The sequence below is a fragment of the Streptomyces sp. YPW6 genome (assembly GCF_018866325.1).
Lineage (GTDB): Bacteria > Actinomycetota > Actinomycetes > Streptomycetales > Streptomycetaceae > Streptomyces.
Genome location: NZ_CP076457.1, coordinates 6,941,073 through 6,955,858 on the forward strand (window position 1 = coordinate 6,941,073; position 14,786 = coordinate 6,955,858).

The window sequence follows — 14,786 nt, forward strand, 5'->3', positions numbered from 1 at the left end:
GTCCCGTCACGTCTCCGCCCACCGCACCGCGTCCCGCCCAGCCGGGCGCCACTCCGTCCCCGCTCGTCCCGCCGGGCACGCCGCGTCCGTGTCCGCCGCACCGGACCCAGGGACGCCTGCTTCTGCGGGACCTCGTGCGGGCCCGCGCGGCGTCCGGATCGGCCGGGACCGGGCCCCGCCCGGTCGGCGCGACCGGAGCGCCAGCTGCGGGCTGTGACGGCCGCGGTCAGCGGCGGGCCGTCACGGCTCCCTCGACGGCGAACAGCTCCTCTTCGACATGGTCCAGCGCCAGCCGCAGCGCCCCCGTCGCGACGGCGGCCTCGCCGAGCAGCGACAGCGTCACCCGGGGCGGGCGCAGGCAGTAGCGGGCCAGCTCCTTGCGGAGAGGCTCCAGCACCCCGTCCAGCCCGGCGGCCCAGCCGCCGACCACGACCAGCTCCGGGTCGAGCGCCAGCACCAGTGCCGCCACATCGTGCACCAGCCGCTGGAGGAACCGCTCGACCGCCGCCTGGGCCCCCGCGTCGCCCTCCTTGGCCTTGGCGAACACCGCGGCCACCGCCTGCTCGTCCAGCGGGTCCAGCGGGGTGTCCGTCGTCGAGAGCAGGTGCTCCGGCGTCAGCTCCCTGCCCAGCAGGTGCAGTGCGCCGATCTCCCCGGCGGCCCCGCCGAACCCCCGGTGCAGCCGCCCGCCGATCAGGGACCCCGCGCCGGGGCTCAGCCCCGCCAGCACGAAGACCACGTCGTCGGACTCGGTGGCCGCACCCTTCCAGTGCTCCGCCACCGCGGCGGCGTTGGCGTCATTCTCGACGAGTACGGGGCAGCGGAACGAACGGCGCAGCCGTTCCCCGAGCGGGAGGCCGGTCCAGTCCGGCAACGCCGTGCCCAGCCGCACGGTGCCGTCGGCCTCCACGATCCCCGGGCTGCCGACGCCGACCGCGCGCAGACTGTTCCGGGCCACTCCGGTGCGGCGCAGCACCTCCGCGATGACGGTCCGGACCTGGTCGAGCCGGTCGTCCGCGCCCGCGGACTCCGAGACCGCGCGGGACCCGGCCCCGATGATCCGTCCGTCCAGCCCCGAGATGAGCGCCGAGACCCTGTGCGGGCCGATCTCTATCCCCAGAAGGTGCCCCGCCTCGGCCCGGAAGCGGAACCTCCGGGCAGGGCGCCCCTGGCGTCGCGTCTCGCTCTCGTCGGGTACGGCCTCGACCACGAGACCCGCTTCGAAGAGCCCCTCGACGACCCCTTCGACCGTCGGCCGGGACAGCCCCGTGATCCGTGTCAGGTCCGTCAGCGTGAGCGCGCCGGCCCCCCTCAGGGCGTGCAGCACCACCGCGGAATTGATCCGCCGCAGCAGCGACGGGTCCCCACCGGTCAGCCGGCCCACGGTATGTCCTCCCAGCTCGTGCGCATGTCTGCCGGATCGTACTCGCTGGCCGGGACCCCTGCGACCAGCGAGGAAAGCCGGTATCGAGCCGCAACCTGGGCCGCCCCGGAGCGGCGGATCCAGGCGTGCGTCACGAGCCCGGCCAGTCGGGCACGGCCTCCCGGAGCCGGCCGTACTCCTCGGCCATGGCCGGTACCGTCCAGTGGGCGTTGAGGCCGCTGGGGTTGGGGAGGGCCCACACACGGGCGCCGCCGATCGTGCGGTCCTGGGGGCCGATACGGGCCCGGGGCTCCCCGAAAGCCGTGCGATAGGCGGTGATGCCGACGACCGCGAGCCACTGCGGGGCGAGCCGCCGCACCTTGGCCGCCAGTGCGGCCCCGCCCTCGCGGAACTCCTCCGCCTCCAGCTCGTCCGCCCGGGCCGTGGCCCGCGCCACCACGTTGGTGATCCCGAGTCCGAGACCGAGCAGCTCGCCCTGCTCCGCCGGACGCAACTGCCGCGGGGTGAAACCGGAACGGTGCAGGACCGGCCAGAACCGGTTCCCCGGGTGGGCGAAGTGGTGGCCCGTCACCGCGGTCGTCAGGCTCGGGTTGATCCCGCAGAAGAGCACGCGCAGACCGCCCGCGGCCACATCGGGGACGATGCGGCCGCGGGCGGCGGCCAGCTCTTCGGGGGTCATACGGCCTCGCGCGTCATACGGTGACGGCGGTCGCGGTCAGAGGATCGAGCCGGGGGTGTACCCCGCGGCCTCGGGGTGCTGCTTGGTGATCTCCTCGATCCGGGCGACCAGCGACGTCACCTGGTCACCGGCGGCGCCCGTGAACGAGAGCTTGTCGGCCATCAGCTCGTCCAGCTGCGCGCGGTCCAGCGGGATCCGCTCGTCCGCGGCGAGCTTGTCGAGCAGTTCGTTGCGCTCGGCGCCCTGCTCCCGCATCGCGAGGGCGGAGGCGACCGCGTTCTCCTTGATCGCCTCGTGGGCCAGCTCGCGGCCGACCCCGGCCCGTACCGCGCCCATCAGGACCTTGGTGGTGGCCAGGAACGGCAGGTAGCGGTCCAGCTCGCGCGCCACGACAGCGGGGAACGCGCCGAACTCGTCCAGCACCGTCAGGAAGGTCTCCAGGAGGCCGTCGAACGCGAAGAACGCGTCCGGGAGCGCCACCCGGCGGACCACGGAGCAGGACACGTCGCCCTCGTTCCACTGGTCGCCCGCCAGTTCGCCGGTCATCGAGGCGTAGCCGCGCAGGATCACCATCAGCCCGTTGACCCGCTCGCAGGAGCGCGTGTTCATCTTGTGCGGCATCGCGGACGAGCCGACCTGGCCGGGCTTGAAGCCCTCGGTCACCAGCTCGTGGCCCGCCATCAGCCGGATGGTCTTCGCCACCGAGGAGGGCGCCGCGGCCAGCTGCACCAGGGCGGTGACCACGTCGTAGTCGAGCGACCGGGGGTAGACCTGGCCGACCGAGGTGAACGCCTCGGCGAAGCCGAGATGACCGGCGATGCGCTGCTCCAGCTCGGCGAGCTTGCCCGCGTCGCCGCCGAGCAGGTCCAGCATGTCCTGCGCCGTGCCGACCGGCCCCTTGATCCCGCGCAGCGGATAGCGGGAGAGCAGGTCCTCCAGGCGGCCGTGGGCGACGAGCAGCTCGTCGGCGGCGGTCGCGAAGCGCTTGCCCAGCGTCGTCGCCTGTGCGGCGACGTTGTGCGAGCGTCCGGCGATCACCAGCTCGCCGTACTCCGCCGCGAGCCTGCCGAGCCGGGCCAGCACCGCCACGGTGCGGTCGCGCATCAGCTCCAGCGAGAGCCGGATCTGCAGCTGCTCGACGTTCTCCGTCAGGTCCCGGGAGGTCATGCCCTTGTGGACCTGCTCATGACCGGCGAGCGCGTTGAACTCCTCGATCCGGGCCTTCACGTCATGCCGGGTGACCTTCTCGCGCTCGGCGATGGAGGCCAGGTCCACCTGGTCCAGCACCCGCTCGTAGTCGCTCAGCGCCGCGTCGGGCACCTCGATCCCGAGGTCCTTCTGAGCACGCAGCACCGCCAGCCACAGCTGACGCTCCAGCTTCACCTTCTGCTCGGGGGACCAGAGGACGGCCAGCTCCGCGGAGGCGTAGCGGCCGGCCAGGACATTGGGGATGCGAGGCTTCGCAGACACGGCGTTCACGTGAACGGATTCTACTGGCGGTTCGTGCAGGCCGACGCCGCGCCCCTGTTCGTGGCTTGCTACGAAGGAGGGCCGGCTACGAAGGAGCGGGGGATGCGGCGCGGCGCCATTCCGTCACCGGGCCGGGGTTCCGGGCGTCGGCGGGCGTGATCCAGAACGCCCGGCCCGTCGCGGCGTCGAACTGGGCGCCCGAGCGTCCGTCACCGGAGGAGCGGCCGGTGAGCCGTCGTCCGATCCAGGGTGCCAGGTGCTGCCGGGCGAAGCGGATGTCCTCCGTCCGCCGGGCCGCCCAGCGCGGCGGTGCGGTCGCGGGCATCCGCGCGCGCCAGTCCAGCTCGGCCGGCAGCCCCAGCGTCTGCCAGACGGCCTCGGCGACGCGCCGGTGGCCCTCGGCCGTGAGGTGGAGCCGGTCGACGTCCCACATCCGGGGGTCGGCGATCGAGGGCGCGGAGTAGAGGTCCACAACCACGGCGCCGTGCTGCCCGGCCAGGTCGTCGATCAGGGCGAAGAGCGCCTCGATCCGCGGGCGGAACCGGTCGAACACCGGCCCGCTGCGTCCGGGGCTGCGCATCAGCACCAGCTGCTTGCAGGAGGGCGCGAGACGCTCCACGGCCTCTTCGAGCCGGCCCCGGACCATCCCCATGTCGCACTTCGGGCGCAACGTGTCGTTGAGCCCGCCCACGAGCGTGACCACGTCGGCCTGGAGTGCGGCGGCCGCCGCCACCTGCTCGTCGACGATCTGGCCGATGAGCTTCCCGCGCACGGCGAGGTTGGCGTACCGGAAGCCGGGGGACCGGACCGCGAGCCGGGCGGCGAGGACGTCGGCCCAGCCCCGGTACGTACCGTCGGCGAGCAGGTCCGACATGCCCTCGGTGAACGAGTCGCCGACCGCGACGAGACTGGTGTAGGAGGCATTCAGTTCCATGGCCCGATGAGCGTACCGGTCGGTACGCCGGTGGGCCAGCCGGCCGGCGGGTCAGCGGGACCCCGGCCGTCCGACGAGTTCGCGCAGCACGTCCTCCATCGTCACCATGCCCGCCAGCCGCCCGTCCTCGTCGAGGACCGCCGCCAGATGGGTGCGGCTGCGGCGCAGCGCGGTCAGCACGTCGTCCAGCGGGGTCGCCGCCCGCACCCGGGCGATCGGCCGCAGCGCCGACACCGGGAAGGGAACGTCGCGGGGCATGGCGTCCAGGGCGTCCTTCACATGGAGGTACCCGAGGATGCGCTGCTCGCTGTCCATCACCGGGAAGCGGGAGAACCCGGATTCGGACGAGAGCCGCTCCAACTCCTCCGGAGTCGTGCCGACCCTGGCGTACAGCACCCGGTCGACCGGCATCACCACGTCCCGCACCGGCCGCCGCCCCAGCTCCAGAGCGTGGTGGAGGCGCTGCGCGGAACGGTCGTCGACCAGCCCGGCGTCCCCGGCGTCCTGCACCATCCGGGCCAGCTCGTCGTCCGAGAACGTCGCGGAGACCTCGTCCTTCGCCTCCACCCGCAACAGCGTGAGCAGGGCGTTGGCGAACGCGTTCACCGCGAAGATCACCGGTCGCAGGGCCCGCGCCATCGCGACCAGCGGCGGGCCCAGGAGCAGTGCGCTGCGGGCCGGTTCGGCCAGGGCGATGTTCTTCGGGACCATCTCGCCCAGCAGCATGTGCAGGTACGTCGCCACGCTCAGGGCGATGACGAACGACAGCGGGTGCACCAGACCGTGCGGCACCCCGACCGCGTCGAAGACCGGCTCCAGCAGATGCGCGATGGCCGGTTCGGCGACGATGCCGAGCACCAGGGTGCAGAGGGTGATGCCGAGCTGGGCCGCGGCGAGCAGTGCGGAGACGTGCTCCAGGCCCCAGATGACACTGCGGGCCCGCCGGTTGCCGGCCTCGGCCTCCGGCTCGATCTGGCTGCGGCGCACCGAGATCAGCGCGAACTCGGCACCGACGAAGAAGGCGTTGGCCACGAGGGTCAGCAGGCCGATGAAGAGCTGGAGAACGATCACCGCTGCTCCTCCGTCCGGTCCTCGGACCCCGGCAGCGGGGCGTGCAGCAGGGCTCGCGCGGCCCGGCGGCCCGACGCGTCCACCACGTCGATCCGCCAGCCCGCCAGCTCGACGCTGTCGTCCACCGTCGGGATCCGTCCGAGCTCGGCGGCGATCAGCCCGGCCAGGGTCTCGTAGGGCCCCTCCGGCACCCGCAGACCGATCCTGCGGAGCTGGTCGGTGCGCGCCGCACCGTCGGCCGACCACAGCGTGCGGCCGTCGGCGTCCTCGCCCGCTGCCGCCAGGTCGGGCGTCTCGTGCGGGTCGTGCTCGTCGCGGACCTCGCCGACGACCTCCTCCACGATGTCCTCCAGCGTCGCGACCCCCGCCGTACCGCCGTACTCGTCGATCACCACCGCCATGGCGAGCTTGCCCGACAAGCGGTCCAGCAGGGTGTCCACGGTGAGCGTCTCCGGTACGAGCAGGGGTTCACGCAGCACTTCCGAGACCCGGGTACGGGCCCGCCGGTCGGCGGGGACCGCCAGGACGTCCTTGATGTGGGCCACGCCGACCACGGTGTCCAGGCTGCCCCGGTAGACGGGGAAGCGGGACAGACCGGTCGCCCGCGTGGCATTGGCGACGTCCTCCGCCGTCGCGTGCAGCTCCAGCGCGGTCACCTGGACCCGCGGGGTCATCACGTTCTCCGCCGTCAGCTCCGAGAGGTTCAGGGTGCGGACGAACAGCTCGGCGGTGTCCGCCTCCAGCGCACCCTCCTTCGCGGAGTGCCGGGCCAGTGCCACCAGCTCCTGCGGGCTGCGGGCGGAGGCCAGCTCCTCGGTCGGCTCCAGACCGAAGCGGCGCACGATCCGGTTGGCGGTGTTGTTCAGATGGCTGATGAAGGGCCGGAACACCGCGGTGAAGCCCCGTTGCGGGGTCGCCACCGCCTTCGCCACGGCCAGCGGGGAGGAGATCGCCCAGTTCTTCGGGACCAGCTCCCCGACCACCATCAGAACCACCGTGGACAGCGCCGTACCGATGACCAGGGCCAGGGTGGACGCGGCGGCCGGATGAAGCCCCGCCGCCTCGACGGGGCCACGGATCAGCTTGGCGATGGACGGCTCGGAGAGCATGCCGATCACCAGGTTGGTGACGGTGATGCCGAGCTGTGCCCCCGAGAGCTGGAACGTGAGACTCCGGACGGCTTTGAGCGCGCTCGCGGCACCGCGCTCACCCTGCTCGGCAGCCCGTTCGAGTTCGCTGCGCTCCACCGTGGTCAGGGAGAACTCCGCGGCGACGAACGCACCGCAGGCGACGCAGAGCAGCAGGGCGACGAGCAGCAGAAGCACTTCGGTCATCGGTTCACCTCCGTCCCATGATCGGGCAGGGGCGGGGGGACCGCGCGGTGTCGGTGGAGCATGGTCATCGTAGGCATCTGCCCAGTGGGGGCCCCTCCTACCGCGTCAGTCCGTCAGATGCCGAACCCAGCGGCTCCACTGCGGCTCGGGCCCGTATCCCGCCGCGCGCCAGGCGTGGTGGGCGGAGGTGTTGCGGTCGAGGACCATGGCGTCGGCGCGCCGCCCGCCCAGGGCCGTGAAGCGCTCTTCCGCCGCAGCGAGCAGGGTGCTCCCGACGCCCCGGCGCCGCTGGTCCGGGTGGACCGCGAGGCGGTAGAGATGGCAGCGCCAGCCGTCGAAGCCCGCGATGACGGTGCCGACCAGCGCCCCTCCCCGCTCGGCCAGGATCAATGCGTCGGGGTCCCGTTCCACCAGGCGGGCTACCCCGTCCCCGTCGTCGCTGATGCTGGTGCCCTCGGCGGCCACCTTCCAGAAAGCCAGGACCGCGTCCAGATCGGCCGGGGTCGCGGACCGTGTCGACAGTGAGGGATCGTCCATGGCGGCCATCCCACCATCCGCCGCACCGGGGCGTCGACCGTGTTCCGCAGGGCGGTCGCCCGCTCCCCTTGCCGGTGCTAGCGCGACCGCGCTAGCGTGGACGGGTGCCCAAGACCCAGCTGAACGTCCGAGTGGACGAGGCCACCGCCGAGGCCGCGCGGCAGCGCGCGCTGCAGAGGGGGGTGAGCGTGAACCGCTACATAGAGGAGCTCGTCCAGCAGGACGCGGGCGAGGTGGGACACACCTTCGTCGAGGCCGCGGCGGACTTCATGAAGCAGTACGAGTCGGTGTTCGCCGAGGAGTTCGGCCCGGAGCGCGAAGGCACCCGTTGAACCTGCGGATCGACCTCGCCTGGCTGCTGATGGTCGCCGAGCACAAGACGCCCGGAGACCCGCAGGTCGTCGACTGGGGCGCGTTGGTCGCCGCCGTCGCCCGCCATGACGCGGAGATCTTCGGCAGCACCGTCTACAGCGACCCGCACACCCGGGCTGCCGCCCTGTTGCAGTTGCTGCTGCACGTCCCCGCGCTCGAACACTCCAACGCGATGTTCGCCTCGGCCGTCGCCTACGGCTACCTCGTCGCCTCCGGGCTCAAGGTCATCACCTCGCCCGAGCAGGTCCGTGACCTGGCGCTGCTGGTGAAGCAGGGCAAGGCCGACGTACGGGCCATCGCCGACGAACTGCGCCAGTGGAGTGTGTGAGGCTCAGCCCCCTTCCTGTGTGAACGGCTTGCGGGCCACGCCCAGGACACAGGGCGACGAGGGTGTCCGCAGCCCCCTCTCCGGGATGTCGAGCCTGCGGTAGGTGCCCAGTTCGAAGCCCGCCGCCTCGATCGCGGCCAGTGGGTCCCGGGCCGTGTGACAGCCGCCGAAGAACAGCGGCCACAGGGTCCGGTCGGCCGCCCGCTGCGCCGTGGCCAGCGCCCGTCCCGGGGCCAGCCCGTGCTCGAAGAAGCGCAGTTCGCCGCCGGGCCGCAGGACCCGCTTGATCTCGGCGAGCGCCCGGGGCAGATCCCGTACGGTGCACAGGACCAGGGACGCCACCGCCCCGTCGAACGCCTCGCTCTTGACCGGCAGTGCCTCGGCCGCCCCCGGCACCACGTCCACCGGCACCTCGGCGCGCAGAGCGGCGCGGACCGCGAGCTGCCGCAGCGAGCGTTCCGGCTCCAGCGCCACGACCTCCGAGACGGCGCGGGGGTAGCGGGCGAAGTTCAGCCCGTTTCCCGCACCGACCTCGATGACCCGGCCGGAAAGCCCCGACAGCAGCTCCTGACGGTAGGCGGCCACGCCGCCCCGCTGGTCGGCTGCCACGCTGAAGCGGGCGTAGAAGCGGGCGAAGACCGGGTGGTGCACGGCGTCCCGGGGGAGTTTCCTGCTGCGCAGCCGCATGACGGACCTCCGTTACGGAGTGGGAGACAGGCCCTGGACGATTCTCCCCCGGATTGCCTCCGGATAGCCCCCATGGCCCCCGGGACCGCCCTCGATCGGGGAACGGCCCGGGGCCGTCCGGGGCCGTCCCTGAACTGCCCGGGACCGCCCCCGAGCGGTTCGGGGAGCCGTTTCCAAGCGGTCCGGGGGACCGTTGTCGAAGGGCTCGCAGTCGTCCCCAGCTCCCCGACAACCCCGGGTCTCCCCTCCGGGCTCCCGCCGCCCGAGCGGAGATCCGGGTCGCTCAGTGCCGTCCGGCTCCCGCCCAGCTGCCACCCAGCTCCGGAGCGAGCCACCGCGCCGCGCCCGCCGCGAAGTCCGCGCCCGGCAGCGCACCCGCACCGGCCGGTACCGCGCCCAGCAGGGGCGCACCGGCCGCCAACGGCAGGTCCTCGACGTTGCACCGGGACGCGAGGTCCGGCTCCGCGGGCATGCTGCCGATCACCACACCCCGGCAGCCCAGCCCCCGGCTCCGCAGCGCCTCGGCCGTCAACGCGGTGGCGTTCAGGGTGCCCAGACCGGCGGGGGCCACCACCAGCACCGGGGCGGACAGCAGCCGGGCCGCGTCCGCGAGCGTGCCGCCCTCGTCGTCGAACCGTACGAGCAGCCCGCCCGCGCCCTCCACCAGCACGAGGTCGTGCTCGGCGGCCAGCTTCTGAGCCGCCTCGGCGACCTCGAACGGACGCACCGGAGCGAGACCCGCCCGCCGGGCGGCCGTGGCCGGGGCCAACGGCTCCGGGAACCGGGCCAGTTCGACCGCCGTCACATGGCTCCCGGCCAGCCGCGCGACCTCGGCCGCGTCGCCCGGCTCCCCGGGGGCCAGCCCGGTCTGGGCGGGCTTGAGCACGGCGACCCGGCGGTCCCGCGCGGCAGCCGCCACCGCGGCGGTCACCACCGTCTTGCCGATCTCCGTGCCCGTACCGGACACCACCAGAATCGTCGGCATGTCGCTTCAGCCCTCCCGTGCCGCGGCACACACGGCCCGGCAGATGCGGGCCACGTCCTCGTCGCCCGTGACGTACGGCGGCATCGTATACACGAGGTCGCGGAACGGCCGCAGCCACACGCCCTCGCGCACGGCCGCGCGGGTCGCCGCCGCCATGTCCACCTCGTGGTCGAGCTGGACGACCCCGATCGCCCCGAGGACCCGTACGTCCACCACACCCGCGAGGTCCGCGGCGGGAGCGAGCCCGGAGCGCAGCCCCGCGCCGATCCGCGCGACCTCGCCCTCCCAGTCCTGCCCCAGCAGCAGGTCCACCGAGGCCGAGGCCACAGAGGCGGCCAGCGGATTGCCCATGAACGTCGGCCCGTGCGCCAGCACCGGCACCTCGCCGCCGGAGATGCCCTCGGCCACCCGGGTGGTGCACAGCGTCGCCGCCATCGTGAGATAGCCGCCGGTCAGCGCCTTGCCGACGCACATGACGTCCGGGGAGATCCCGGCGTGCCCGGCGGCGAACAGTCTGCCCGTACGCCCGAACCCGGTCGCGATCTCGTCGAGGACCAGCAGCACGTCGTGCTCGTCGCACGCCTCGCGCAGCACCCGCAGATAGGCGGGGGAGTGGAACCGCATCCCGCCGGCCCCCTGTACGACCGGCTCCACGACGACCGCCGCCACCTCATCGGCGTGCGCGGCGATCAGCTCCCGCAGATGCGCGACGTACCCGGGGTCCGGCTCCGCGTCGAAGCCGTCCGGCGGAGGGTCGGCGAAGACCTGGCGGGGCAGGGAGCCCGACCACAGCTCGTGCATCCCGCCCTCCGGGTCGCACACGGACATCGGCTGCCAGGTGTCCCCGTGGTAGCCCCCGCGCCAGGTCAGCAGCCGCCGCTTGTCCGGCCGGCCGGCCGAACGCCAGTACTGCAGGCACATCTTGACCGCGACCTCGACCGACACGGATCCCGAGTCGGCGAGGAAGACGTGCTGAAGCGGCTCGGGGGTGATCTCCACCAGCCGGGCCGCCAGCCGGACGGCGGGCTCGTGCGTGAGCCCGCCGAACATCACATGGCTCATCCGGTCCAACTGACCGCGTGCGGCCTCGTTGAGGACCGGGTGGTTGTAGCCGTGCACCGCCGACCACCAGGACGACATGCCGTCCACCAGCTCGCGCTGCCCCTCGACGGGTTCGGCGAGCCTGAGCCGTACCCCGGAGGCCGACTCCACGACCAGCGGTTCCTGGCGGCCGGGCATCGGACCGTACGGATGCCAGACGTGCGCGCGGTCGAGCGCCCGCAGTTCGTCGGGGGTGTACGGCTTCGGCGTGGCGGGTGCGCCGTGCGCGGCGGGCGCCGGGACCACGGGGGCGTACGGCTCAGGCATTGGGGGCGAGATCCGTCCCCGCGCCGCGCCGGCGCACTGCCACCAGGTCCGTACGCGCCGCGCCGTTCGCCTCCGTGCGCGCGGCCGGAACGTCCTCCCCGGTGTCCGCGCCGGCGACCGCCACCGGTTCCCGCTCCTGCTCCGCGTGGCCGCCGCACGGCCCGCAGCCGCCGCCCCCGTGCGAGCCGCAGCCCGCGGACTCCTGTGTGCCGCATCCGGCCGGCTCCGCCGCCGTACCGCAGCCGCCGGCCGGGGCGTCGGCCCGGTGGCGCGGCAGCGTCGTCGTGCCCGCGCCCTCCACCTCGAAACCGGCGTCCGCGATCATGTCCAGGTCGGCCTGACCCGCCTGGCCCTCACTCGTCAGGTAGTCGCCCAGGAAGATCGAGTTGACCAGGTGCAGCGCCAGCGGCTGCATCGAGCGCAGGTGCACCTCACGGCCGCCCGCGAGCCGCACCTCGACGTCCGGGCAGACGAAGCGGACCATCGCCAGGATGCGCAGGCAGCGCTGCGGGGTGAGGTTCCACTCCTTGGCGAGCGGCGTCCCCTCGAACGGGATCAGGAAGTTCACCGGCACCGAGTCCGGGTCCAGGTCGCGCAGCGCGAACACCACGTCGACCAGGTCCTTGTCGCTCTCGCCCATCCCGGCGATCAGCCCGGAACACGCCGAGAGCCCGGCGGCCTGGGCCTGCTGCACGGTCTCCACCCGGTCCGCGTAGGTGTGGGTGGTGGTGATCGCCCCGTACGTCTCCTCGGACGTGTTCAGGTTGTGGTTGTACGCGTCGGCGCCCGCCGTACGCAGCCGGTCGGCCTGGCCGTCGGAGAGCAGACCGAGGCAGGCGCAGACCTCGATGCCCTCGTTCTCCTCCTTGATGGTCTCGATGGTCCTGGTGACCCGGTCCACGTCCCGGTCCGTGGGGCCGCGCCCGCTCGCCACCAGGCAGACCCGCTTCGCGCCGCCCGCCACCCCGGCGGCGGCCGCCTTGGAGGCCTCCTCCGGCTTCAGCCAGGTGTACTTGAGGATTCCGGCCGTCGAGCCGAGCCGCTGCGAGCAGTAGGAGCAGTCCTCGGGGCAGAGCCCCGACTTCAGGTTGACCAGATAGTTGAGCTTGACGCGCCGCCCGAACCACTGACGGCGCACCTTCCCGGCGGCGGCCACCACGTCGAGCAGTTCGTCGTCGGAGGTCGCCAGTACGGCGAGCGCTTCTTCGCGGGTCGGCAGTTCGCGCCGCAGCCCCTTGTCCACCAGCGTGTTCAGCAGGTCCATGAAAGATGATCCTGGCCTACGTCACCGGCCACTCTGACCTGCTGCGCACCCGGCTAGGGACCCCTGTCCCGTTCCTGTTCGACTGGACGACCGGCGCCCGCCGCCGGACTCGTACGCACCCTGCGTCCGCGCGACGCGGAGCCGGAACTGCTGGACCTCGCGAGCAACGACTACCTGGGCCTCACCCGGCATCCGGAGGTCACCGCCGCCGCGGCCGCCGCCGCGCACCGCTGGGGAGCGGGCGCCACCGGATCCCGGCTGGTCACCGGCTCCACCGCCCTGCACGCCGAACTCGAACGGGAACTGGCCGCGTTCTGCGGTTTCGAGGCGGCCCTCGTGCTCTCCTCCGGGTACGCGGCCAACCTCGCCGCGCTGACCGCGCTGTCCGGGCGCGGTTCCCTCATCGTCTCCGACGCGGGCAACCACGCCTCGATCGTGGACGGCTGCCGGCTCTCCCGCGCCGCGACCGCCGTGGTTCCCCACGCCGATCCGGAAGCGGTCGCCAAGGCGTTCGGGGCCCATGACGGACGGGCCCTCGCGGTCACCGACTCGGTCTTCTCCGTCGACGGAGACGCCGCTCCGCTCCCGGCCCTGGCCGGGATCTGCCGCTCCGCGAACGCCGCCCTGCTGGTCGACGACGCCCACGGCCTCGGTGTCCTCGGCGACGGCGGACGAGGAGCGCTCGCTGCGGCCGGACTGGCCGGCGGCGACGGGGTCGTGGCCACGCTCACCCTGTCCAAGTCGCTGGGCAGCCAGGGCGGAGCGGTCCTGGGGCCCGCCCGGGTCATCGATCACCTGGTCAACACGGCCCGGACGTTCATCTTCGACACCGGCCTCGCCCCGGCGGCCGCCGGCGGCGCGCTCGGTGCTCTGGGGGTGCTGCGCCGGGAGCCCGAACGGGCCGCCCGCGCCCGTGAGGTGGCCATCGCGCTGTACACGCGGCTCACCGCCGCCGGGCTGGAGGCGGTGAGGCCCGACGCGGCCGTCGTCTCCGTCCGGGCGCCGTCGGCGGACGCGGCGGTGCGCTGGGCGGCCGACTGCCGCACGGCCGGAATGGCGGTGGGCTGCTTCCGTCCGCCGTCGGTTCCGGACGGCATCTCCCGGTTGCGGCTGACCGCGCGCGCCGACCTGACCGAGGAGCAGATCGCGAACGCGGTGGCCACGATCGTCGCCACCGCTCCCCGGCAGGCCGACGCCGAGGTCAGCTGACGGACCGTGGACCGGCTCCGCGCGGACCGAGCCCGTCCACGAAGCTCGTCCAGGCCGCCGCCGAGAACCGCAGCGGCGGCCGGTCCACGTCCTTCGAGTCGCGTACGGCGAGGAGCGCGCCGCGAAGCAGCGCGGTCTCCACGCAGTTGTTCATCCCGGTCGAGCGGCTGCTGCGCCGCCACCGCGGGGCGGCAGCCGCCGTGGACGGCGGTGGCATCGGTGGCTGCGGTGCGTCGGGCCGTGCGCGTCTCTCTGACATGGCGGCTCCCTCAGCTGCGTCTGAAGCTGTGTCCGATCTCGGTGATGAGGTCCAGCGAGCGTTCGGGCGACAGCGCGTGCGCCTGCAAGGTCTGGAAGGCCGAGCTGTACGCCTCAAGGTCTTCTCTCCGCTCCAGATAGAGGCTACTCGTCAAGTGGTCAAGAACGACCACATCCAGATCAGAAATGTTCGGAAAGGAGAAGATGACGAAAGGTCCGGTGAGTCCGACGTACCCGCCCACCGAGAACGGCAGCAACTGCAGCCGCACATGAGGCAGCTGCGCCACCTGGGCCAGATGCTGCAACTGGTCCCGCATCACTGCGGGGCCGCCCACCTCACGGTGGAGCACCGCCTCGTCCAGCACCGCCGTGAACCGCAGCGGCGGGCTCGCGCGCAGCACCCGCTGGCGGGCCAGCCGGACCTCGACCAGCGAATCGAGCCGGCCGTCCGGCAGCCCGTCCAGCGACGCGCGGGTCACGGCACGTGCGTACCCGGCGGTCTGGAGCAGCCCCGGCACCACCGAGGTCTCCAGCGTCCGGACCGTACTGGCCTGCGACTCCAGGCTGATGAAGTCGCGGTACTGCGGCGGGATCAGTCCGCGGTAGGCGTGCCACCAGCCCGACCCGCCGCCGCCGGCCGACCCCGCGAGGGCTGCGAGCAGGGAACGCAACTGCGGGTCGCGCACCGCGTAGACGTCCAGCAGCCGGGAGACGTCGGCGGGCGTCACCCCGCTCGCACCGGTCTCGATACGGCTCACCTTCGACTGGTGCCAGCCGAGCAGCCCCGCCACCTCGCGGCTGGTCATCCCGGAGGCGTGGCGCAGGCTCCGCAGCTCCTCACCGAGCTTGCGCCGCCGGACGACGGGGCCGTGCAGCATGCCGGTCTCCTTCTGCTGTCGGGAGGGG

16 protein-coding genes are annotated in these 14,786 nt (G+C 73.2%); 3 read left to right on the top strand and 13 right to left on the bottom strand.

Annotated features, from left to right (window positions below; translation table 11 throughout):
- Positions 1-226: 226 nt before the first annotated feature.
- From KME66_RS30460 to KME66_RS30490, 7 genes are all read right to left on the bottom strand, one after another.
- The gene (locus KME66_RS30460; RefSeq protein WP_216328089.1) at positions 227-1,384 is read right to left on the bottom strand and encodes an ROK family transcriptional regulator; all 1,158 of its coding nucleotides are present in this window, start codon (positions 1,382-1,384) and stop codon (positions 227-229) included.
- 130 nt (positions 1,385-1,514) lie between these two features.
- Positions 1,515-2,063, bottom strand: coding sequence for a G/U mismatch-specific DNA glycosylase (gene mug / locus KME66_RS30465; RefSeq protein ID WP_216328091.1), 549 nt, complete (start codon positions 2,061-2,063; stop codon positions 1,515-1,517).
- Positions 2,064-2,099: 36 nt separating this feature from the next.
- A complete protein-coding gene (gene purB, locus KME66_RS30470) occupies positions 2,100-3,542 on the bottom strand; it encodes an adenylosuccinate lyase (protein WP_216328093.1) in 1,443 nt (480 codons plus the stop codon).
- Positions 3,543-3,618: 76 nt separating this feature from the next.
- Positions 3,619-4,467: an SGNH/GDSL hydrolase family protein gene (locus KME66_RS30475; RefSeq protein WP_073224741.1), complete on the bottom strand. Its 849-nt coding sequence runs from the start codon at positions 4,465-4,467 to the stop codon at positions 3,619-3,621.
- A gap of 51 nt (positions 4,468-4,518) precedes the next feature.
- Complete coding sequence (locus KME66_RS30480; RefSeq protein WP_073224743.1) at positions 4,519-5,538, bottom strand: hemolysin family protein; 1,020 nt, start codon at positions 5,536-5,538, stop codon at positions 4,519-4,521.
- Positions 5,535-6,872, bottom strand: coding sequence for a hemolysin family protein (locus KME66_RS30485; protein WP_073224745.1), 1,338 nt, complete (start codon positions 6,870-6,872; stop codon positions 5,535-5,537). Before KME66_RS30485 ends, KME66_RS30480 begins: the two co-directional genes overlap by 4 nt.
- Before the next feature lie 105 nt (positions 6,873-6,977).
- Positions 6,978-7,418, bottom strand: coding sequence for a GNAT family N-acetyltransferase (locus tag KME66_RS30490; protein WP_216328095.1), 441 nt, complete (start codon positions 7,416-7,418; stop codon positions 6,978-6,980).
- 95 nt (positions 7,419-7,513) lie between these two features.
- On the opposite strand from KME66_RS30490, the gene KME66_RS30495 reads away from it, so the two are divergent.
- Together KME66_RS30495 and KME66_RS30500 are read left to right on the top strand one after the other, a co-directional pair.
- A complete protein-coding gene (locus tag KME66_RS30495) occupies positions 7,514-7,741 on the top strand; it encodes an antitoxin (RefSeq protein WP_216328097.1) in 228 nt (75 codons plus the stop codon).
- The gene (locus KME66_RS30500; protein WP_073224750.1) at positions 7,738-8,109 is read left to right on the top strand and encodes a fic family toxin-antitoxin system, toxin component; all 372 of its coding nucleotides are present in this window, start codon (positions 7,738-7,740) and stop codon (positions 8,107-8,109) included. Before KME66_RS30495 ends, KME66_RS30500 begins: the two co-directional genes overlap by 4 nt.
- A 3-nt stretch (positions 8,110-8,112) precedes the next feature.
- Here KME66_RS30500 and KME66_RS30505 read toward each other — a convergent pair whose 3' ends face one another.
- From KME66_RS30505 to bioB, 4 genes are all read right to left on the bottom strand, one after another.
- A complete protein-coding gene (locus tag KME66_RS30505; protein ID WP_216328099.1) occupies positions 8,113-8,796 on the bottom strand; it encodes a class I SAM-dependent methyltransferase in 684 nt (227 codons plus the stop codon).
- 283 nt (positions 8,797-9,079) lie between these two features.
- On the bottom strand, positions 9,080-9,781 hold the full coding sequence (gene bioD, locus KME66_RS30510) for a dethiobiotin synthase (protein WP_216328101.1): 702 nt from the start codon (positions 9,779-9,781) through the stop codon (positions 9,080-9,082).
- Positions 9,782-9,787: 6 nt separating this feature from the next.
- Positions 9,788-11,149, bottom strand: a complete 1,362-nt coding sequence (locus tag KME66_RS30515) for an adenosylmethionine--8-amino-7-oxononanoate transaminase (RefSeq protein ID WP_216328103.1) — start codon at positions 11,147-11,149, stop codon at positions 9,788-9,790.
- On the bottom strand, positions 11,142-12,413 hold the full coding sequence (gene bioB, locus KME66_RS30520) for a biotin synthase BioB (protein WP_073224758.1): 1,272 nt from the start codon (positions 12,411-12,413) through the stop codon (positions 11,142-11,144). Before bioB ends, KME66_RS30515 begins: the two co-directional genes overlap by 8 nt.
- A gap of 63 nt (positions 12,414-12,476) precedes the next feature.
- Between bioB and KME66_RS30525 the strand changes: the two genes are divergently transcribed.
- On the top strand, positions 12,477-13,622 hold the full coding sequence (locus tag KME66_RS30525) for an 8-amino-7-oxononanoate synthase (RefSeq protein WP_216329702.1): 1,146 nt from the start codon (positions 12,477-12,479) through the stop codon (positions 13,620-13,622).
- On the opposite strand, the gene KME66_RS30530 is transcribed toward KME66_RS30525, so the two are convergent.
- Both KME66_RS30530 and KME66_RS30535 read right to left on the bottom strand, forming a co-directional pair.
- Complete coding sequence (locus KME66_RS30530) at positions 13,615-13,839, bottom strand: DUF397 domain-containing protein (RefSeq protein ID WP_236726442.1); 225 nt, start codon at positions 13,837-13,839, stop codon at positions 13,615-13,617. The two genes, KME66_RS30525 and KME66_RS30530, sit on opposite strands and share 8 nt — an antisense overlap.
- Positions 13,840-13,891: 52 nt before the next feature.
- On the bottom strand, positions 13,892-14,758 hold the full coding sequence (locus tag KME66_RS30535; protein WP_216328105.1) for a helix-turn-helix transcriptional regulator: 867 nt from the start codon (positions 14,756-14,758) through the stop codon (positions 13,892-13,894).
- Between the last annotated feature and the right edge of the window lie 28 nt (positions 14,759-14,786).

What these genes read in the sequence shown, in the direction of transcription:
- bioD (WP_216328101.1), bottom strand. Translation starts at nt 9,781, where the DNA reads ATGCCGACGATTCTGGTGGTGTCCGGTACGGGCACGGAGATCGGCAAG.
- KME66_RS30475 (WP_073224741.1), bottom strand. Translation starts at nt 4,467, where the DNA reads ATGGAACTGAATGCCTCCTACACCAGTCTCGTCGCGGTCGGCGACTCG.
- KME66_RS30490 (WP_216328095.1), bottom strand. Translation starts at nt 7,418, where the DNA reads ATGGCCGCCATGGACGATCCCTCACTGTCGACACGGTCCGCGACCCCG.
- KME66_RS30530 (WP_236726442.1), bottom strand. Translation starts at nt 13,839, where the DNA reads ATGCCACCGCCGTCCACGGCGGCTGCCGCCCCGCGGTGGCGGCGCAGC.
- mug (WP_216328091.1), bottom strand. Translation starts at nt 2,063, where the DNA reads ATGACCCCCGAAGAGCTGGCCGCCGCCCGCGGCCGCATCGTCCCCGAT.
- KME66_RS30515 (WP_216328103.1), bottom strand. Translation starts at nt 11,149, where the DNA reads ATGCCTGAGCCGTACGCCCCCGTGGTCCCGGCGCCCGCCGCGCACGGC.
- KME66_RS30535 (WP_216328105.1), bottom strand. Translation starts at nt 14,758, where the DNA reads ATGCTGCACGGCCCCGTCGTCCGGCGGCGCAAGCTCGGTGAGGAGCTG.
- bioB (WP_073224758.1), bottom strand. Translation starts at nt 12,413, where the DNA reads ATGGACCTGCTGAACACGCTGGTGGACAAGGGGCTGCGGCGCGAACTG.
- KME66_RS30485 (WP_073224745.1), bottom strand. Translation starts at nt 6,872, where the DNA reads ATGACCGAAGTGCTTCTGCTGCTCGTCGCCCTGCTGCTCTGCGTCGCC.
- KME66_RS30505 (WP_216328099.1), bottom strand. Translation starts at nt 8,796, where the DNA reads ATGCGGCTGCGCAGCAGGAAACTCCCCCGGGACGCCGTGCACCACCCG.